Genomic DNA, 20,507 nt, shown 5'->3' with positions numbered 1-20,507 from the left:
TCTTATGCGGCGGCCTCTTCTTTGGCGGTTTGGGCAGCTTGCTCGGTGGCGGCAACACGGTTGCCAGGCACACAGGGAGCCAACACTTTCACATACAGGGCGGTACCAAGCTGGGCACCGACGATGGGGCCAAGGATGGGCACCCAGAAGTAGGGGTTGTCACGACCACCTGTCATGGCCACGTCACCCCAGCCTGCCAGGAAGGCAAACAGTTTGGGGCCGAAATCACGGGCAGGGTTCATGGCAAAGCCGGTTAACGGGCCGAGGGAGGCACCGATCACGGCGATCAGGATACCGATCAGCAGGGCGGCGGCGAAGCCTTTGGGGGCGCCGTTGTTGTTGTCACCCAGTGCCATGATGCCCAGCATCAGGACGGCGGTGATCACCAGCTCGACCGCGAAGGCTTGCATGTTGGAGAGCAGGGCGTTCGGGTAGGTAGAGAAGATGCCGGCGGAGCCGAGGCTCTCGACGCTGCCGCGTACCACGTTGTGGGTCACTTCCCACTGGGTGAACAGGCCGCCGTAGAGGAAGTAGACAAGGGCGGCGAAGCAGAAGGCGCCAGCGACCTGGGCGATGATGTAGGGCACCACTTTGCGCTTGTCGAACCCGCAGAAGGTCATCAGCGCCAGGGTCACGGCCGGGTTCAGGTGGGCACCTGAAATACCGCCGGTCACGTAGATGGCGATGGCGACACCCAGACCCCAGGTAATGGAGATTTCCCATTGTCCGAAGTTGGCACCGGCCAGCACCAGGGCGGCCACACAACCGACGCCGAAAAATATCAGCAGGCCGGTTCCGATAAACTCGGCGATGCACTCGCCAAGCAGGGTATTGGGTCTTTGTATGCTCATACTTTTATTCCTTATATCCACCCAGAGTAGGTTTGATGTTCCGTTTTGTTGTTTTTTCAGTCCCATTACTGCATCCGAAAACGTTTTTTCTTGTTTTTTGAGCTGACGCAAACGTTATGCTCGTTTGCGCTCGTTCTCGGACGAGAGAGAAAATAAACCTAAATCGAACATTCACCACTCCCTCCCCGCAGGAAGTGTGGACAAGATCCCACTCATTGCTAAGAAAATGTGACGGAAAGCAAGTTGCAACAGGGGTTATACCACTTAGTGGGTAGCTGAAAGCCTTGCTATACAAGGGATTGCGGCTGATGAGTGACTACTCACTTGACACTTTCTTTTGTAATAAAACTGCAATATTTGAGCCTCCATCACAGATTAAATGTTCACATGTGAGCACAATAGGCTCGCTTTCGAATCAGGACTCCTCTGGTTGGTCAGCATGGACAGGGCACCCTCAACCGCCCACAACAACAATAAGGAAGCAGAACATGCTTAGTCTCTTCAGGCCTGCACCACACATAGACAGGCTCCCGGCCGACAAGGTCGATCCCTTCTACAAGCGCATGCGTTGGCAGGTGTTTTTCGGGATCTTCTTCGGTTATGCCGGTTACTACCTGGTACGGAAAAACTTCAGTCTGGCGATGCCTTACCTGATCGAACAGGGATTCTCCCGCGGTGATCTGGGCCTGGCCCTGTCCGGGGTTTCCATTGCGTATGGTCTGTCCAAGTTCCTGATGGGGAACGTGTCTGACCGATCCAACGCCCGCTACTTCCTCTCTGCCGGTCTGCTGTTGTCGGCCGGTATCATGTTCATGATGGGGACTGTGCACTGGGCTACTTCCAGCATTGCCATCATGTTCGTGCTCTTGTTCCTGAACGGTTGGGTACAAGGCATGGGCTGGCCTCCCTGCGGTCGCACCATGGTGCACTGGTGGTCACAGAAAGAGCGTGGCGAAGTGGTCGCGGTCTGGAACGTGGCGCACAACGTCGGCGGCGGCATGATAGGTCCACTGTTCATCCTGGGGATGGGCTGGTTCAATGACTGGCGCAGTGCCTTCTATGTACCGGCTGCTGCTGCTGCCGCCATTGCGGTGATCGCCTTCTTCGTGATGCGTGATACCCCGCAATCCGTTGGTCTGCCGCCCATCGAGGAGTACAAGGACGACTATCCGAAGGACTATGACGCCAGCCACGAGAAGGAGTTTTCCGCCAAGGAGATCTTCGTCAAGTACGTGCTGCACAACAAGCTGCTGTGGTACATCGCCATTGCCAACGCCTTCGTTTACCTCATTCGTTACGGTGTGCTGGACTGGGCTCCGACCTACCTGAAAGAGGCCAAGGATTTCACTGTCGACAACTCCTCCTGGGCCTATTTCCTGTACGAGTGGGCCGGTATTCCGGGCACCCTGCTGTGCGGCTGGATCTCTGACAAGATGTTCCAGGGCCGCCGCGCCCCGGCCGGCATCCTCTTCATGGTACTGGTGACAGTGGCTGTGCTGGTCTACTGGCTCAACCCGGCGGGCAACCCCACCGTCGACATGCTGGCTCTGGTCGCCATCGGCTTCCTGATCTATGGTCCCGTCATGCTGATCGGTCTGTATGCACTGGAGCTGGCACCCAAGAAGGCAGCCGGTACCGCGGCAGGCTTCACCGGTCTGTTCGGTTATCTGGGTGGTGCAGTGGCGGCCAACGCCATGCTGGGCTATACCGTTGACCACTTCGGCTGGGATGGCGGTTTCATGGTGCTGACCGCGTCTTGCGTGATCTCCATCATACTGCTGGCCATGACCCTCAAGCATGAGAACATCGCCGTCGCTGCCAAGAAAGCGGCTGCCGATAAGGCATAAAACGTGATCCTGCCCTTATCGATCCGAAAAGGGATCAGGTAAACTGCCAAAGGCCCCGCATTTGCCGGGGCCTTTTTTCGTCCCATCATCGGAGTTCAAGCGTGAAGCAAACCCAACGACATCTGGAGATACTGGACGTCCTGACGCGGCAGGGCTTTGTCTCGACGGAGGATCTGGTGACCCACTTTGACGTCAGTCCCCAGACCATTCGCCGTGATCTGAACGATCTCGCCGAACAGAACAAGATCCGGCGCCATCATGGCGGTGCCTCCCTGCATTCGAGTACCGTCAATACCGCCTACAGCGCCCGCAAAGTGATGCAGCTCAAGGAGAAAGAGCGTATCGCCCGCGAAGTGGCCGCCAATATTCCCGATGGCTCTTCCCTCTTCATCGACATAGGGACCACCACAGAGGCCATCGCCCGCGCCCTGCTCGATCACCGCGAGCTGCGCGTGGTGACCAACAACCTCAACGTCGCCAGCATTCTCACCGCCAAGGATGACTTCACTGTCATCATCGCCGGTGGCGAGATCCGCAACCGGGATGGCGGCATAGTGGGGGAGGCGACCCGCGATTTCATCGGTCAGTTCCGCATGGATTACGGTGTCATCGGTATCTCGGGCATCGACAATGACGGCTCTCTGCTCGATTTCGACTACCACGAGGTGAAGATTGCCCAGGCCATCATAGCCCACTCCCGCCAGGTGTTTCTGGCCGCCGACCACACCAAGTTCGGTCGCAATGCCATGGTCAATCTGGGTAATCTCAACCAGATCCACGCCCTGTTCACCGATCAGGAGCCACCGGAGAAGCTGATGCGACTCATGTCCCAGCACCAGATCGAATGCCATATCTGCTGAGTCACCGTTAACCCCTATCTGGCACCAGGCCGCCATGACGGCGGCCGCTTTTTCCCCTGTCTTCCCCTTCCTTCCGCTGTTTTCCTGCTCACCACCACTCTGGGTATGAGCGCGATCACGCGCACGCTTTTTTGCCAGCCAGCCCCTTGCTGACGTCCTGATCACCGACTGGCAGCATTTTTAGCATTGCCAAAACAATCGCGATCACATTTTCTCCATAAAATGTTCGTTTATCATTTTTTCATGCTCTAATATGAGCGAAATCAAACATTGCTGTCATGGCAACACAAAATAAGAAAGAGTAGGTGAACATGAGCGAACATTATGATCTGGTCGTCGTTGGCGGCGGCATCAATGGGGTGGGCATTGCGGCTGATGCAGCGGGTCGGGGTCTGAAGGTTGCCCTGTTCGAGGCACAGGATCTCGCCTCTGCCACCTCCTCCAACTCCAGCAAGCTGATCCACGGCGGCTTGCGTTACCTCGAACATTACGAATTCCGGCTGGTGAAAGAGGCCTTGGCTGAGCGGGAAGTGCTGCTTGGCATGGCTCCGCATATCGCCCGCCCCATGCGTTTTCGTCTGCCGCACCGCCCGCACCTGCGTCCGGCCTGGATGATACGTGCCGGCCTCTTCCTGTATGACAACCTGGCCAAGCGTGACAAGCTCAAGGGCAGTTGCGGCGTACGCTTCCTGCCCCAGGACGGCTTGACCGCCGGTATCAACAAAGGCTTCGAGTACTCGGATGCCTGGGTCGATGACGCCCGCCTTGTAGTACTCAACGCCATGATGGCTCGCGATAAAGGGGCCGAGGTGCAGACCCGCACCCGCTGCATCAAGGCGGTGCGCGGCTCCAAGCACTGGACGTTGACTCTGGAGCGGGAAGGGGGCGAGCAGTTCACCGTCACCTGCCGTGGTCTGGTCAATGCAGCCGGTCCCTGGGTCAAGACCTTCTATGATGAGAGCCTGCACGAGAAATCCCCGCGCGGCATTCGCCTCATCAAGGGCAGCCACATCATAGTGCCGCGTATCCATGAGCGCGAAGAGGCCTATATCCTGCAAAACGAAGACAACCGCATCGTCTTTGTCATCCCTTATCAGCAGGATTACTCCCTCATCGGCACCACGGACGTGGAGCACAAGGGCAGCCCGCGCGAGGCGAAGATCAGCGACGCCGAAATCAACTACCTGTGCAAGGTGGTCAACGCTCACTTTACCCGCCAGATAGCGCCCAAAGATGTCATCTGGACCTATGCCGGTGTGCGACCGCTCTGCGATGACGAGTCCGATTCACCGCAGGCGGTGACCCGTGACTATACGTTGGAGCTCTCCGGCGAATCCGACGGTGCGCCGCTCCTGTCCGTGTTTGGCGGCAAGCTCACCACTTATCGCAAGCTGGCCCAGGCCGCCTGCAACAAGCTCAAGCCCTGGTTCAGCCAGATGGGTGAGGACTGGACCGCGAGCAGCCGTCTGCCCGGTGGCGAATTTGATTGCTCCACTACCGAGCTGGCGCGCGCCTATATGCTCGAATTCGACTGGCTGGATGAGCGCAACGCCCGTCGCATCGCCGAGGCCTATGGCAGCCACGCCCGCCTCTGGTTGCACGAGGAGCGCGGCCAGCACTTTGGCGCCGGTCTGTACGAATCGGAAGTGCGTTATCTGATGAGCCGCGAGTGGGCCCATTCGATGGAAGACATACTGTGGCGCCGCAGCAAGCTGGGGCTGCGCCTGTCTCAGCCTGAGCAGCAGCAACTGCACGCCTGGCTGGAACAACATCAGCACGCCTTGCCCAAGGCCAGCTGATGAAGAAGCGGGCGGCCCCTTGGCCGCCCGTCGTTAAAATGCAATAAACCTCTGCTATAACAAACACCTACACCAAATAAACAATAACAAAGAGCACCTCGCATGAACAAAATCTCTCTCTCCCTGATTGCCCTTGGCCTGGGGGCCGCCTTTGCATTGCCCGCTCTTGCTGCCGATGAAGGTAAAATTGTGATCGCCCACCGTGGCGCCTCAGGTTATCTGCCCGAGCACACCCTGGCATCCAAGGCGCTGGCCTATGGCATGGGAGCCGATTATCTGGAGCAGGATCTGGTGATGACCAAGGATGACCAGCTGGTGGTGATGCACGATCACTTCCTCGATGGCATCACGGACGTGGCGACGCGCTTCCCCGGTCGGGCCCGCCCGGACGGTCGCTACTATGTGGTGGACTTCACCCTGGCCGAGGTGCGCTCCCTGAGCATGACGGAGCCGTTCCAGCTGGTGGATGGCAAGCAGGTGCCCGTTTATCCGGCCCGCTTCCCGCTGTGGAAGTCCAGCTTCAAGATCCACACCTTCCAGGAAGAGATAGAGATGATCCAGGGGCTCAACAAGAGCACCGGCAAGAACATCGGTATCTATCCGGAGATCAAGGCCCCCTGGCTGTTTCGCCACGAAGGCAAGGACATATCCAAGGCCGTCTTGAACGTGCTCAAGGAGTACGGTTACACAGGGAAGGATGACAAGGTCTACCTGCAGTGCTTCGATGCCAACGAGCTCAAGCGCATCAACAGCGAGCTGATGCCCGCCTTAGGGATGGACTTGAAACTGGTGCAGCTGATGGCCGAGACCGACTGGAACGAGACTATGGTCTATGACGCCAAGGGCCAGGCAACTCCTTACAGTTATGACTGGATGTTCAAGCCGGGCGCCATGAAGACCATCGCCGGCTACGCGGAAGGCATAGGCCCCTGGAAGCCGATGATAGTCACGGAGCCGGGCACCCCGGGCAAACCTGTGTTTACCGGCATGGTGAAAGAGGCCCACGCCGCGGGTCTTAAAGTACACCCTTATACCTTCCGTCAGGATGAGGGGCAGATCCCGGCCTACGCCAAGGATTTCAGCGATCTGCTCAACATCTTCCTCTATCAGGCCGATGTGGACGGGGTGTTCAGCGACTTCCCGGACAAGGCGGTCGACGCCATCAAGGCACACGGCAAATCATAAAAGAAGAGCAAGACGGGAACGCAAGCGGGGCCAGGTGCCCCGCTTTTTTTATAAAATGGAGGCAAGGGCAGGGATGGGATAGTGGTCGAGCAGTGCTGACGGCAGTGTTAGGGTGTAACCATATCTTTACGATTTTATCGAGTCAGGGGCTTTTTTCTCGCTACTTTCTGGCTGTTTAGGTCGCCTTGCCGGTTGTTTATCCACCTGTCAGACAGTTAATCCGCTAGTTTCACTTGATTGTTTGTTTTTCCTTGGTAAGGTGAGGGCGGTTGCGTAACAAAGCACTGACTTGTGTAAATAAATAAATACAGTCGTGCAATTGGCTTAAATACTGTAGAGAGAATGAGAAAATGCAAAGAGACCCCCTGAACAACATCCATATCCAGTCCGAACAAGTGATGATCACGCCTGCCCAGCTCAAGGAGAAGCTACCCATCTCCGACCAGGCGCTGGCTTTCGTGCAAGGGGCCCGCACTACCATCGCCGACATCATCCACCGTCGTGATCACCGCCTGCTGGTGATCTGTGGACCCTGTTCCATCCACGACATGGACGCCGCCAAAGAGTACGCAACCAGACTCAAAGCGCTGCATGATGCCTATCAGGATTCTCTCTACATTGTCATGCGGGTCTACTTTGAGAAGCCGCGCACCACGGTCGGCTGGAAGGGCTTTATCAACGACCCGAACCTGGATGGCACCTTCGATGTGGAGCTGGGGCTGCATCGCGCCCGCGAGTTGCTCTGCTGGCTGGCGGAGCTGGAATTGCCGCTGGCGACTGAGGCGCTCGACCCCATCAGCCCGCAATACCTGGCCGAGCTCTTCTCCTGGTCGGCCATCGGCGCCCGTACCACAGAATCCCAGACCCACAGGGAGATGGCGTCCGGCCTCTCCATGCCGGTCGGCTTCAAGAACGGCACAGACGGTAACCTGGGTACCGCCATCAATGCGCTGCAGGCGGCCTCCAGCCCCCATGCCTTCATGGGGATCAACCAGCAGGGCCAGGTTGCCTTGCTGCAGACCCAGGGCAACCCGGATGGCCACGTCATCCTGCGCGGTGGCAAGCACCCGAACTACGACTCGGTCAATGTGTCGCTGGCGGAAGAGGCACTGGAAAAGGCGGGCCTGCTGCCCGGTCTGGTGGTGGATTGCAGTCACGGCAACTCCAGCAAGGATCACCGCTTGCAGCCCAAGGTGGCCGACAACGTCATCCACCAGATCCAGGAGGGCAACCGCTCCATCATAGGGGTGATGCTCGAATCCAACCTGTTCGAGGGCAACCAGTCCAGCGAGCAGCCCAAAGAGCAGATGCGTTACGGCGTCTCCATCACCGATGCCTGCATCGACTGGGATAGCACAGCCGCTCTGCTGGAGCGATGCCATCGCGAGCTGGCGGCGCCGCTCAAGGGCAGAACTGCACGGTAAGCCGTGGTATCTTGTCGTAACTGATTGAACCATAGAGGTATCACTGCCCACGCAGTGATACCTTGTTGCCTCTTGAATCACAGGGCGCCGCCGCCAGCGGCGCCAGCAGGGACTGGATATGGCTGAAGAGTTGAATGCCCTCAGGGACAAGATTGATGCGGTGGACAGACAGCTGATCGATCTGCTGGCCGCACGACTGGCCCTGGTGGGGGAAGTGGGTGAGGTGAAGAGCCGCCACGGCCTGCCCATCTATGCACCGGACAGGGAGGCGAGCATGCTGGCCCGCCGTCGCACCGAGGCCGAACTGTTGGGGGTGCCGGGCGATCTTATCGAGGATGTGCTGCGCCGTGTCATGCGTGAATCTTATGCCAGCGAGAAAGACACCGGCTTCAAGTGCATGAAACCGGATCTTGGCAAAGTGGTCATCATAGGCGGGCAGGGTCAACTTGGCCGCTTGTTCGGCCATATGTTCAGCCTCTCCGGCTACCGGGTCGAGACCCTCGAACAAGCAGATTGGCCGCGAGCTGACGAGATCCTGGCCGACGCGGGTCTGGTGATGGTGGCCGTGCCCATCGACATCACCTGCCAGATCATCGACCGCCTCGGCAACTTGCCTGCCGATTGTCTGCTGGTGGATGTCACCAGCGTCAAGAGCGAGCCGCTTGCCCATATGTTGGCAGCGCACAAAGGTCCTGTCCTGGGGCTGCACCCCATGTTCGGACCCGATGTGGCGAGCCTTGCCAAGCAGGTGATCGTCTGCTGTCAGGGCCGTGATGCGGCCGCCAGTCAGTGGTTGCTGGATCAGATGACCATCTGGGGCGCGCGCTTGCAGCAAGTTGAGGCCAAAGCCCACGACGAGGCCATGACCCTCATTCAGGCGCTGCGCCACTTCGCCACTTTTGCCTATGGCTGGCACCTCTCCCGGGAGCAGGCCAACATCGACCGCCTGCTTAACTTAAGCTCCCCCATCTACCGGTTGGAGCTGGCCATGGTGGGACGGTTGTTTGCCCAGGATCCTGAGCTCTATGCCGACATCATATTGTCGTCACCGCAGAATCTGGCGATGATCCGCCGCTACTACCAGAACTTCGGCGAGGTGCTGGGGCTGCTGGAGCAGGGGGACAGAGCCGGCTTTATCGATGCCTTCTCGCAGGTATCCGGCTTCTTTGGCGAGCATGCCGACGAGTTTCTGCGCGAGAGCCGCATGTTGCTGGCCCAGGCCAACGATCGCCGCCAGCACGGCTGATGCGATTGCACGCAAGCACCATAAAAAAGGGGCCTTTTCGGCCCCTTTTCTGTCTGTGCTATCGCCCGAAGTTATTCAGTCTGCGGCAGGCGCAGATCGGCACCATCCCAGCCAAGGGGCAGGGTCAGTAGCCGATCGATCAGCTCCCGACGATCGGACTTCTCCAGATAGGCGAGGTAGAGCGGGCGGCTCAGTGGCTGGCCTCCCTCCACCAGATGCAGCTGCCCCTTTTCCAGGAAGGGACTCACCATCCGCCGTGGCAGATAGGCGGCGCCCCCATTGGCCAGCACGAACTGCAGCGCCATGTTGGCGGAGCTCGAGTGTAGCACGGGTGTTTTTTGCAGGCTCTGCAAGCGGCTGGGTTGCGGCTCCAGGCTGGTGCCCCAGTCGAGGTGAATATGGGGCATTTGCATCAGGCTGTCGGCGTTGGCTGTGCTATCCCGGCTCACCAGTTCAAACACCAGTTCGCCGATGGGATGCAGGGCAATCTCGTCGATCTTGGTTGGCTCGGAGAGCAGGGCCAAGTCGAGGGAGCGCTCCAGCAGCTGGCGGCACAGGTGCTCGCGGGATGCGGTTTCGAGCCGCACGGCGAGGCCGGGAGCCAGCGCATAGACATGGTTGAGCCAGTCGTTGAAATCAAGCTCCCAGAACACGGCGGGCGCGCCTATGGCGAGCTGCTGGCTGAAACCGGGGGAGAGTGCCACGTCCTGCTTGGCCCGACCCAGGGTATGCAAGATGGCGTCTGCATAGGGCAGCAGACGCTCACCGGACGCGGTAAGGCGGATGTTGTTGCGATGACGGGCAAACAGACTGACCCCGAGTTGCTGCTCGAGCTGGCGGATCCGAAAGCTCACAGCCGACTGGGTCAGATAGAGATTCTCAGCAGCCCGGCCAAAGTGCCGGGTCTTGCTGACCTCGATAAAGGTCCGAAGCAGTTCGGTATCCATTAATCGATGGACTCGTCGCTGCCGCCGCCGTTGCCGCCGTCAAAACCACCGCCGCCGGTTTCCTCGTTGGCGCCGCCTGCGACTGTGCACAGACGATGCACGCGCTTGGGACCTATCACCTTCAGATACTTGAACCACACCTTGGCGTGGGGATTGCTGCCGGCAGCGCCGGATTTGACCTGTTCGATAAAGGCGCTTTCTACGTCATCGCGCGGCGCCAGGTTGCCCTGATAGAGCGCCAGCATGGCGGTGCCGTATTTTTCCAGACTGTCCGCTTCGGCAACAGTGAATTCACCACTGCGACGCAGGCCACGGGGAAAATGTTTGAAGTCGTTGAAACGCTTGTCGGATTCGAAGCTCATAGTGCTCTTTTTCTGGTTAGTTTGACCTTTGCGGGCAAGTATCATCAGGCCGTCGCAGAGTGCAAAATCAATTTTTTCACTATATGGATAAATAATTTTCATTGAAAGTGATTTAGCCATGATCCAGTGGATATTCGGGGAGGGCAGGAGCAAAAAAGCGAGAAAAAAAGCGGAGTTATGTCAGGTTATGTCAAGGTTCGGCCGTCTGGGGCGACGAAATTTGGTTAAAAATAAAGCGCCATTTGGCGCTCTATTTTGTGTCGTTCATGAACCAAAGCGGGAGGTTTGGTCTCGATGGAGACTTACTCTATCATGGCTGGCTGAGCCAGGTTGTCCGCACGCCACAGACGGTAGCGCACTTCATACTCCTGCGGGACGTAAAGCACGAACGGCAGCTTGGAGTTGTAGTTCACGAAGAAGCCCTGACCGTAGATCTGGACGAAGGTCTCTTTCTTCTGGACATCCGGGCAGGCCATCAGGGTGCTGATGGGGTCGGATACCTTGCCGAGCATCAGGTAGTTGTAGCCCCAGCCCTTGACGCTGTGCTGCTCAAGGTTGCCGGCGAAACGCGGCACATTGCAGTCGACCATCATTTTCTTGCCGACCTGCAGCTCGACCATCATGTCGGCTTCGTTCTCGACTTCCGGCAGGCGGATCACGACACGTTCCTGGTTTACTTCGGCGGCCGGAAACATGCTGATATCAAATTTTTTCGGTTCGGCGGCGAAGGCATGGCCGCCCAGCAACAAGGCGCCCAGCAGGCTAAAACGCAATACGGTTTTCATCTGTACCTCATGGGGATTGGTTCAACGCCGCTAGACTAACCGCTCTGCCCGTTTCATGCCAGCGATCCGGGGTGCAAATCCTGCCAGATCCGGCACAGGATGACGTCTTCTGGCTATTTTCTGACAAGGCGCACATTCGGTGTACAGTGCTTCCGCACAGCTCGGAGGTGGCCGGACAAGGATCCGCTTTTCAGCGGGATCCTGTGGCCACCCCCGCGCAATCAACGCACCAGGAGCAGCTGTTTGGCCCAGGCGCCGGGCGCCCGCATGCCGACGGCGCCGCTGGTGATATCCAGATAGGCGACGCTCTTGCTGGCCGGTACCGGGGTGGAGGACCAGAGATAGACGTAACCGTCGTTCACCTCTTTTCCTTCACCGGCCATGGCGCGGGGGAAGATGGTTTCGTTGAGCGCAGGCTTGTAGCAGGCGGACTCCAGCACGCTGGTCAGCTCCTTGATGGTGGGCAGGCGCCAATCCCGGTAGCCGCCAAAGCCGTACAGGGTATGGCTCGGTTCGGTTCGGATCCGCTCTGCCGTCAGCAGGGCCTGCTGCCAGTAAAGCCGGGTTGGCTCGCCGCTGCAGCTCTGGTTGCGCCAAGTCTGGCCAAGCTGGCAGCGCATCCAGGTCAGGCCCGTGCTTCTGTCCGTGACTGTGCCGTTGCCGCGATCGATGAAGCGGGCGGTGGGGCTGGTTCTGGGCATGGTGTCGTCGCAGATGGCGGTGGCCAGGGCGAGAGGGCTGCCGAGGGTCAGCAGCAGGGTCAGCATCAAGCGGTTCATCGGGTTACCTCCGCCACCAGTCGCAGTTGCAGACCGTTGGCATCATTGCTGTTTTGAACTGTGGTGGCGTAGTCGGTGCCGGCGTCATCGCCGAGGAAGATATGGGCGATGGCGCTCAGGGGGGCGCTCTCCAGCCGACGGGATGGGGTCAGGGTCTGGCTCCAGTAGTAGCCGTTGAAAACCATATTGGGGTTGGTGCCGACATCGGGGAAGTAGCGCACATCCATGGTGACCAGCTGGCCATACTGGCGGGCGAGTGAGCCGTAGTGTTGCAGGCTCATCAGCTCGCGCGAGTGGGGCATGCGCCAGCTGGTGATGCCGCACAGCTGCTGGGTGTTGAGCCACTGGCGATATTGCTCTGTGGTGCAGATGGCGTCGCCTTGCTGGCAGGCGTAGTCAAGCTCCTGCTGGGTGGGGTGATAGTCGCCAAGCTCCCAGGCGAAGGTGCGATGCAGATCGCGTGGGCTCTTTGCATCATTCAGCTTCCTCTCCCAGACGAGGCGGGTAGTGAGATCCTCCACACATTCCCACTGGGGGGCATCATCCGGCAGGGGCTGGCCCTTGCCATCCAGCTTGCGATAGCGCAGCGGGGCCTTGCCTAGGCTGGCTTCCTGGCCCGGGTGGTCGGCGGGCTCTTCGGTGAGCAGGTAGTCGACACCATCCGTGTAGGTAGTGACGCCGCTGCCGGTGACCAGGGGATGGGAGTATTGCTGTTGCAGCAGGCGGGTGACGCTCTCTTGCAGGCTGGTCAGCTCGCCGTGCTGGGCAAAGTGGCTGGCCAGCTCGTGCAGCAGGCTGCCGAGGGCCGGCCACACCACGGCTTGCAGGAGGACGGGCGAAAGGTCCGATATCTCCGGCTCTGCATCGATCACCGCCAGCAGCAGTTGCCCCAGCGCCAGGTTGAAGTCGGCCAGTTGCGACAGGGCGGCCAGCCCTTGACCTGGTTGCAGCGGCGCCAGCGCGGCCAACATCTCGTCGAGTGCCTGTTTGGGCGGATGTCCCTCGGCGATGCTGCTTTGCAGCAGGGTGCTGAGCAGGCTGGGGGTCAGGGTCTGGCCATCCAGTCGGGCGGCCGGGTGCAGCAGCGCCGGCGCTGCCGGGTTGGTTGGCAGGAACAGCAGCGGACTGGTCAGCAGGGCGGGGGAGGTGCCGCTCAGCTGACGGGCACCGGCTACGCCGCTGACGCTGGGCTCCCCCTCGTCACAGCGGGTGTTCTGGTTGAGATTGACGCACAGGGTGCCACTCTCGGGCAGACTGACGTTCAGGGTATAGGCAGGTGCCGCCAGCGGCGCCTCATCCGAGCCGCCGCCACCGCAGGCGGTGAGCAGGGGGGCCAGCAGGCAGGCCAGGCGGGAATAGGTTGGATTCATCTCTTGTCCTTGGGAAGGGGCCAGGGCCCCTTCTTCTTATATATGGGTGGGTTACTCAGCCGCGCTGGCGAAGGCGGCGCCAGAGTGCCAGCGGCAGCAGCCAGAGCAGGTTGGCCGCACCGCCGCCACTGCTGTCGTCCACCGGGAAGTGGATGATGCCGTCATCCGGCGGGGCTATGGGTTCACCACACTGGGCGCCGGTGCGCTGGCTGATGCTCCAGCCATTGATGCGGCCCTGATGCCCGGGTTTGCTGTCCACCACTTCCAGCGTCCATCTGCCGGCCAGCGGCTCTCCCAGCAAGGGGGTGAAGGGTTGCAGGGGCAGCAGCTCGGTAGGGAAGACACCTTTCAGCCGTGGCAGTGGGCTGTAGCCCTTGTCCCAGATCTGGAGGCGGGTGCCGGAGGGGGAGTTGAGCCAGATCTCCAGCTCATCCAGGGCGTCGTGTTGCAGATCCAGGGTCAGTTGCAACTGCTCGCTCACTTTGGCGTTGGTCTTCTCCAGCTGCAGGCTGGCTTGGCTCAAGCCACGTACCTCCTCGCTCTGGGCATCGCTGAGGAGCAGCGGCTGGCCAGTGGCGCGGCTGATGATAGGCGTGCCTATGGGCAGGCTCAGTGGCTGCTGCCACTGGCGCTCGGTCGGACTGGTCCCCGTCATGACGAGGCTTACCGGCAGGCTCACCTCATCGCCGCAGGCCAGCGGGCTCTGGGCCAGCAGTCGCAGCGTGGTAGTGGTGCTGGCACCTGCCGCCAGTGTGGTGGCTTGCCATTGGTAGGGATCGGCCTGCAGCCCGGCGGGCAGGGTCAGGGTCAGCGCATTGAGGGTCACCGGCGCCGAGCCCTGGTTGGTGAGGGTCAGTTGCACTGATTGACGCTGTCCCAGCTCGATGGCGCTGCCCTCGACCAGCGCGATATTGACCGGCGCCAGCAAGAGGCCGTGCTGACGGAAGGCTTGCTCCAGATGGCTGGCGTAGTGACGGGCCGGGTAGAGCCGCGCCGCCGTGTCCACAGTGATGCGGGCCAGTTGCGGCATGCGAATGGCCGGGCCCAGCCCGAAGTGGGATTCGATGATGACGCGGTCAAACTCGTCCCGGGCCACTTCGCCATGCTCGGTCACCGACGCCAGCAAGGCCTGGAACAGCGGTGTGCCCCACAACTGATCACCGTTGCTGCCGTTGATGGTGCGGTGGGCCGGATAGCTGTAGTCCGGGTGGTAGCGGGCCCGCAGATCGTCCAGCTGACGCGGAGTGCGGTCGGTGAAACGGGCATCCCAGTTGAACACTATGGCCGGTTCGAACTGGCGACCCGCCTCGCTGCGCTGGCGGTGGCTGGCGGCCAGGTAGTCGCTGAAACCCTCGCCGATGGCGCCCCAGTCCGCCTCGTCCCCGAGATCCGGCACTATGTGGTGTTGCACTGCATGGCCGAACTCGTGCCAGATCACCATGGGATCCTCGGCATCGGGCACACCGCTGCGGCCCAGCTCCAACCTGCGCTCGAACGGATCATAGAGGGAGTTGTCCTGATAGCCGGCCTCTGTGTCTATGTCGAGTGCCCCCGGGATAAGCCCGCTAAAGCCCAGCTTCTTGATGTGGCGCTGGGCCAAGTCAAGGTGGTAATAGGCGTTGATGTCGGCAAAGCCCCGATCGTCCCGGGTCAACCGGAATGCCTGCGGGTCATCACTGCTGAAAGGCGCGGTATCGGGCTCCATGGCATCCACCACCCGGGCGTGAGGGCCGCTCAGCAGATAGCGTCCCCCTTGCAGTGTGACCGGCAGGGGAACTCTGTCCTGATAGGCGGCGTCCGCCAGTACCAGTTCGTCGTGCCAGACCAGGCTGGCGTCTTGCAGCTGGGTGCGGGGATCCGGGTCGAATACTCGTGCTTCCACTTGGGTGTCGCCGGCGTCGGCTGTGCGGCTGGCCTGGGTGCTGGCCGCATCCATCCAGCGGCCCAGCTCCCGGCTGCCGTCGCAACTGGCGAACAGCTGTACATAGGTAGCCTTGGCGTTGCCTGCCTGGTGTTCGCGCACCCGCTGGCGCAGGGCGGGCACCAGGGTATCGCCGTCGCGCCAGTACCAGGCTTCGACCGCTCCCAACGGGTCGATCTCGCTGCCCGCTGCCCGCAACTCTTCGATCAGAGGAGCCAGGTTGCCACCGGCATCACAGCCTGGCTCGCTGCTCTGCAGCGGCCGACTGTTGTGATAGATGCGCCAGGGCTTGCCGGTCTTGTCGACACTGACGGCAGCCTGGATGGTGGCCACCGGCAGGCCCTTGACCAGTTGGCGGAAGCTGTAGTGATGGCCGAGCAGGCTGGCCCTGTCGTAGTCGGGGGCGAGCGTGACGCCGAGGCGCTGCTCGAGCCACAGCTGCGGCGTGGTGGTAATGGTTTTTTCATCGACAAACTGCAACTCGGCCGCCAGCAGAGGCTGTGAGAGCAAGGTTGCCGCCAGCCAGAGGGCCAGGGAAGAGGGTTTCATGGTTTACTCCAACACAAAAATAAGAAAAGGATGCGCCATCAGCGGGTAACGCCAGCCAGGGTGAGCAGGAAGGCATACTCGCGCGCTGCCTGCTGGTGGGCCTTGCCGGTGCTGGCCTGGTGGCCGCTGTCGAGAGCCGTACTCAGCAGATAGGGGCCCGTGCCCGTGCTGTGCTCCCGCAGCCGGGCGACCCATTTGAGCGGCTCCCAGTAAGGCACCTGGCTGTCGTGCAGCCCGGCCGTCACATAAACCGGGGGATAGGGCTGCCGTTGCAGGTTGTCATAGGGGCTCAGGCGACGCATGGCCGCATAGTCGGCGGGAATGGCCGGATTGCCCCACTCGGCGTACTCCTGGCGGGTGAGCGGCAGTTCGGGATCGCTCATTGTGCCGAGCAGATCGACGAAGGGCACCTGCAACACGGCGCCGGCAAAGCGGGTTGGCGCCTGATTGAGCGCCGCCGCCACCAGCAGACCGCCGGCACTGCCGCCCATGGCGAACAGCCGGGCAGGATCAATGGCCGGATCCCGGGCCAGCGCCTCTGCCACGGTCAGGAAGTCGTCCACGCTGTGCTGTTTTTGCCGGCCGCGCCCTGCCAGATACCAGTCATCTCCCAGCATGCCGCCGCCGCGCACGTGAGCGATGGCGTAGACAAAACCGCGATCCAGCAAACTCAGCACCTGGGGCTGGTAGTAGGGGCGCATGGGGGTGCCATAGGCGCCGTAGCCGTAGAGCAGCAGCGCCTTGGGCTTGGTGATGTCGGTGCGCCACACCAGAGAGACGGGTACCTTGACCCCATCCTTGCCCACCACCCAGCGTCGCTCGCTTCGGTAGGGGGAGGGGGCCTGCGCCTGGGCGCCAGCTTGCCACTGACCGCTGGCCAGATTGAGCCAGCGCTGGTGGGGCGGCTCGGCCATCCCTTGCCTGCGGATCAGGATCTGCTGGCTGGCCGGGTCATGAGCGCCCTGGATCCAGGCCGTGCCAGCTCCCTCGGTGAGATGCACACGCTGGCTGAGCTGGCCGCTTGAATCCAGCACATCGAGCCAGTCGTCCCCTGCCTTGCGATATTGCAGGACCGTATGGTCGGCAAACAGGCGCCACTTCTCCAGGCTCTTGTCCTCGCCGGACCAGAGGGGTTGCCAGTGCCCCTCGGCCACCTGTGCCAGACTGGTCACCTGATAAAGGCTGAGGGCACCATCTTTGTTGCTCTTGATGAGCACTCGCTCCCCTTGGGTATCCAGGTAGTACTCGACACCGGCCTGACGGGCCTTGAGCAGAGAGGGGGTCCCCTCGTCCAGCAGGTATTGCTCAGAGCTGTCGTGGTTGTTGCTCTGCAGCAGCAAATGGCGTTTGTCCGTGGTGCCATAGAGGCTGAGCAGCCAGGCGGGATCGGCCTCCTGGTGTACTAGCCGCTCCTTGCCATCCTGCCAGGCCCACAGTTGCCAGGGGCGCAGGGTGCGGCGCTCGTTGGCAAGGGTGTAGAGGGTCTTGCCATCCAGACTCCAGAGCAGATCGGCGGCCCTGTGCGCCAGGGTGGTGAGGGTCTTGCCGCTATCCAGATCCAGCAGGGTGATGCGGTAGTCCAGATCGCCGCGCAGATCTTCGGCCAGGACCAGCCAGCGTCCGTTCGGGTGCAGTGCCCAGCCGGCGAGCTCGTAATAGCCGCTCGCCGGTTGACGCGGCGCCAGTCGCTGACGGGGCTGCGCCTTGTCATCAGCCCGTTGCCACAGGCTGCCGTCGGCCTCCATCCGCCACTGGCTGCCCGCTTCAGTGTGCCACTCGGCGGGCATGGGCTCGCCGCGCTGCTGTGTCTGCCACTCGGCTTGCAGCGCCTGCTCCAGCGGCCGCTGGCTGGCGAGCTGCTGCTCGGTCCAGCGGTTCTGCTCGGCCAGCATGGCCAGCAGGGCGGGATCCTGGCGGCTGTCGTCACGCCAGCCGCCATAGGGATCCCACCGCGCTACCTTGCCCTTCATCAACAGGGGACGCTTGGCAATGGCTGGCGCGCTCTGTGGCGCCGTGGTGGTTGCCGTCATACCTGCGGCCTCGGTGGGTGAGGCCACCGGATTGGCCAGCAGAGCAGTCATTATCAATAGCGCGTGCATCAGATCCCCACGAAGGTGTAGCGCAGGCTGGCGCTCAGGTAGCGGCCCGTCTGGGTGTAGAGTCCCGCATCGCTGCCCGCTTCCTGCCCGGCTACATCCTGATAGCGGGTGTAACGGGTATCGAGCAGGTTATCTAGCTTGAGGTTGGCCTTGAGGGCGTCTGTGATCTGCCAGTCGGCGGTCAGGGCGAAGCTGAGCCAGCCCGCACTCTTCATGCACTCGCTCTGCTGCTGGGTCAGGCTGTTGCCGCAAGTAGGTACCCGGCTCATGGCGGCGGCATAATCGGCTTGCAGCCCCAGGCTCCAGTCGTTGGCCTGATAGCTGAGGCGGGTATTGCCCTCCAGCGGGGTCAGGTTGCGCGGTGACTCGCCCTGGCTGTCCTTGCCATCCACCCAGCCGAACTTGGTGGCCAGTTCCCACTGCTGGGTCAGCCAGTAGCTGGCGGCGATCTCGGCGCCCCAGGTCTCGGACTTGGCCACGTTGCGGTATTGGCGCAGCATGACGCCGTCGCTCAGACGGAAGCCCACCTGGCGCCAGTCAACGAAGTTGTAGTAGCGGTTGTAGAAGAGCGCCGGCTTGATGCTCCACTCATCCCCTTCACCGCTCACACCCCACTCGAAGCTGTGGCTGGTCTCCTCCTTGAGGTCCGGGTTGGCGATGATCTCGAACGGCGGCAGGGCAAAGTAGTGGGGAATATTGCCGTACACCTTGTCGTAGGAGGGGGCACTAAAACCGTTGGCATAGCTGAGCCAGCTGCGCCACTGATCGTTGAAGCGATAGCTGGTGGCCAGACTGGGGGATAGGTGCCAGCTGTGGTTGCTGGCACCCTTGCCATCTTGCGGGCTCAGCCACTGGTGATCCATGCGCAGTGTAGGGGTGAATTGCCACTGGCCAAGGCTCGCCACATCCCCCAGCCAGATGCCGGCGCGGTCCGTGCGGGCACTGCTGAAGGGGGCTGATTGGCCGGGCTGGGGAATGCCCGCCTCCAAGGTCAGCTTGTCGACCGGTCGCTCGTGGCTTGCGCGCTCCAGTTCGACGCCATAGCTCAACTTGTGTTCGATGGCGCCGGTTGTCAGATCGCGGCGAATGTCCAGCTCGCTGCCGATCAGATCCTCGGTAAAGGTGGCCAGCTCCCGTTCGCTGCGATAGCGGGGATAGCCGCTCAGCAGGTCATTTTGCAGCAGGCTGCGTTTGTTGGCGCTGTTCTTGGCGTGATTGCCGTGCAGGCTCAAGGTGAACTGATCCGTCAGCAGATGGTCAAGGCTGCGCGCCTCCCAGCTCAGCTTGGCGCCCTGGGAGCGCTGGGTACTGTCCTCGCGATACTGGCGAACCTGCCATTTGCCATCGGGCTGGGGTACTTCGCGCGGCCCCTGATCCCGCTTGGCGTTGTCCTCGAAGTAGTCGAGTTCGAGGCGCAGCAGGTGGTGCTCGTTCAGGGTGAAGCGAGAGCTGGTGGAGGCACTCAGGCCATCCAGATCCGCCGGGATGCGGCTCTCGTCATAGTTGGCGGTCTCGTGCCCCTGCCAGCCGGAGAGGCGCAGCAGGTGTTCTGTTTCTGCCCAGCGGGCGGCACCGGTGGCGCTCAACTTCTGCTTGTTGCTGCTGCCATCATGCAGGACTTTGCTGCTGAGGTAGGCATCCTGCCCCTGCAGATAATCCTCCGGCTGCTTGGTGGAGATGACGATGGTGCCGCCGATGGCGTCTGATCCGTGCAGGGCGGAGCCTGCCCCCTTGGCCACCTCAATCTGCTTGACGTCATCCAGGTCGAAGCTGAAACGGCCCACCTTGTCGTTGAGATCGTCGGCACCGAAGCCGTCGCTGACCCTGACCCCGTCCTTGATGATCAGCACCCGGTTGCCGCCAATGCCGCGGATGCTTATGTTTTGCGGACGCCCTGCCGAGCCGGTCACAGAAACGCCGGGTTCGTTCTTGAACACGTCGGTGAGTTCGGTGGCGATCTGGCGATCCAGATCCTCTTCGGTGATGACTGTGATGGCGCCCGAGATATCGGACAGCTTCTGTTCGACCCGCTGGCCTTTGACCACTATGGTCTCGCGCGCCTTTAGGTGAGGAAGTATGCCAGTTTCGTCGACCCTGGCCGGATCGCTGGCGGCCAGCGCTGTGCCGGACAGCAGCATGGGCCAGTAGTGCAGCAGTATTTTCATTTTGAGAATGATTGTTATTTGAGCCTGAAGGGCGCGAATTATTGCAGAGTGGTCCATCCAGATCAACGATTGATAATCATTATCATTTTGTTTTTATGATCTTGATCAGATTGATGTTTTTGATGGAAGAGTCAGTAGTGAAAAGAAGAACGTTTGCGCCGGCAAGTGAGAACATGAAGGGGAGAAGAGGGCTATCTGGCTGGGCATAAAACCCGTCCCCTATGGGTTCCCTTGGGCATAGATGCCCAGCTGTTGTTTTCTGGCCCGTGCTGCACGCAATAAAAAGCCCGCTACGGGAGCGGGCTTGGTGAGTGTGGT

The 20,507-nt window shown here is 60.9% G+C and carries 15 protein-coding genes; 6 read left to right on the top strand and 9 right to left on the bottom strand.

Translation table 11 applies throughout. The features are described 5' to 3' along the window. Positions 1 to 2: 2 nt before the first annotated feature. A complete protein-coding gene (locus tag ONZ54_RS14535) occupies positions 3 to 851 on the bottom strand; it encodes an MIP/aquaporin family protein (RefSeq protein WP_005310061.1) in 849 nt (282 codons plus the stop codon). A 488-nt stretch (positions 852 to 1,339) separates the two neighbouring features. Here ONZ54_RS14535 and glpT point away from each other — a divergent pair, with 488 nt between their 5' ends. The 6 genes from glpT (at position 1,340) to tyrA (ending at position 9,212) form a co-directional block, all read left to right on the top strand. After that, a complete protein-coding gene (gene glpT / locus ONZ54_RS14530) occupies positions 1,340 to 2,698 on the top strand; it encodes a glycerol-3-phosphate transporter (RefSeq protein ID WP_017411957.1) in 1,359 nt (452 codons plus the stop codon). A gap of 101 nt (positions 2,699 to 2,799) precedes the next feature. Continuing rightward, positions 2,800 to 3,558 carry a DeoR/GlpR family transcriptional regulator gene (locus tag ONZ54_RS14525; protein ID WP_005310067.1) on the top strand — a complete coding sequence of 253 codons (759 nt, stop codon included), beginning with the start codon at positions 2,800 to 2,802 and terminating at the stop codon, positions 3,556 to 3,558. Positions 3,559 to 3,869: 311 nt separating this feature from the next. After that, positions 3,870 to 5,357: a glycerol-3-phosphate dehydrogenase gene (gene glpD / locus ONZ54_RS14520; RefSeq protein WP_155602958.1), complete on the top strand. Its 1,488-nt coding sequence runs from the start codon at positions 3,870 to 3,872 to the stop codon at positions 5,355 to 5,357. 102 nt (positions 5,358 to 5,459) lie between these two features. Next, positions 5,460 to 6,542 (top strand): glycerophosphodiester phosphodiesterase, encoded by a 1,083-nt coding sequence (glpQ, locus tag ONZ54_RS14515; protein ID WP_271786509.1) that lies wholly within the window; start codon positions 5,460 to 5,462, stop codon positions 6,540 to 6,542. 350 nt (positions 6,543 to 6,892) lie between these two features. Then, positions 6,893 to 7,966 carry a 3-deoxy-7-phosphoheptulonate synthase gene (locus ONZ54_RS14510; protein WP_021138526.1) on the top strand — a complete coding sequence of 358 codons (1,074 nt, stop codon included), beginning with the start codon at positions 6,893 to 6,895 and terminating at the stop codon, positions 7,964 to 7,966. 118 nt (positions 7,967 to 8,084) lie between these two features. Beyond that, entirely contained in the window at positions 8,085 to 9,212 is a 1,128-nt protein-coding gene (gene tyrA / locus ONZ54_RS14505; protein WP_219592118.1) for a bifunctional chorismate mutase/prephenate dehydrogenase, read from the top strand. Between the two features lie 71 nt (positions 9,213 to 9,283). On the opposite strand, the gene hdfR is transcribed toward tyrA, so the two are convergent. The 8 genes from hdfR to ONZ54_RS14465 form a co-directional block, all read right to left on the bottom strand. After that, positions 9,284 to 10,159: an HTH-type transcriptional regulator HdfR gene (gene hdfR / locus ONZ54_RS14500; RefSeq protein ID WP_131731074.1), complete on the bottom strand. Its 876-nt coding sequence runs from the start codon at positions 10,157 to 10,159 to the stop codon at positions 9,284 to 9,286. Then, positions 10,159 to 10,521 (bottom strand): MaoP family protein, encoded by a 363-nt coding sequence (locus ONZ54_RS14495; RefSeq protein WP_005310084.1) that lies wholly within the window; start codon positions 10,519 to 10,521, stop codon positions 10,159 to 10,161. Before ONZ54_RS14495 ends, hdfR begins: the two co-directional genes overlap by 1 nt. A 302-nt stretch (positions 10,522 to 10,823) precedes the next feature. Next, entirely contained in the window at positions 10,824 to 11,306 is a 483-nt protein-coding gene (gene eco / locus ONZ54_RS14490) for a serine protease inhibitor ecotin (protein WP_005310087.1), read from the bottom strand. A 221-nt stretch (positions 11,307 to 11,527) separates the two neighbouring features. Next, on the bottom strand, positions 11,528 to 12,085 hold the full coding sequence (locus tag ONZ54_RS14485; protein ID WP_058395740.1) for an Lcl C-terminal domain-containing protein: 558 nt from the start codon (positions 12,083 to 12,085) through the stop codon (positions 11,528 to 11,530). After that, entirely contained in the window at positions 12,082 to 13,455 is a 1,374-nt protein-coding gene (locus ONZ54_RS14480) for an Lcl C-terminal domain-containing protein (protein ID WP_271786508.1), read from the bottom strand. Before ONZ54_RS14480 ends, ONZ54_RS14485 begins: the two co-directional genes overlap by 4 nt. Positions 13,456 to 13,510: 55 nt before the next feature. Then, positions 13,511 to 15,925, bottom strand: a complete 2,415-nt coding sequence (locus tag ONZ54_RS14475) for a proprotein convertase P-domain-containing protein (RefSeq protein WP_271786507.1) — start codon at positions 15,923 to 15,925, stop codon at positions 13,511 to 13,513. 38 nt (positions 15,926 to 15,963) lie between these two features. Next, positions 15,964 to 18,024 carry a prolyl oligopeptidase family serine peptidase gene (locus ONZ54_RS14470; protein WP_271786506.1) on the bottom strand — a complete coding sequence of 687 codons (2,061 nt, stop codon included), beginning with the start codon at positions 18,022 to 18,024 and terminating at the stop codon, positions 15,964 to 15,966. After that, positions 18,024 to 20,189 carry a TonB-dependent hemoglobin/transferrin/lactoferrin family receptor gene (locus ONZ54_RS14465; protein ID WP_271786505.1) on the bottom strand — a complete coding sequence of 722 codons (2,166 nt, stop codon included), beginning with the start codon at positions 20,187 to 20,189 and terminating at the stop codon, positions 18,024 to 18,026. The genes ONZ54_RS14470 and ONZ54_RS14465 overlap by 1 nt, the downstream gene beginning before the upstream one ends. Positions 20,190 to 20,507: the final 318 nt, after the last annotated feature.

This window comes from Aeromonas salmonicida, from assembly GCF_028355655.1.
Classification (GTDB): Bacteria; Pseudomonadota; Gammaproteobacteria; order Enterobacterales; family Aeromonadaceae; genus Aeromonas; species Aeromonas salmonicida.
This window is presented reverse-complemented; position numbering and strand designations above follow the sequence as displayed.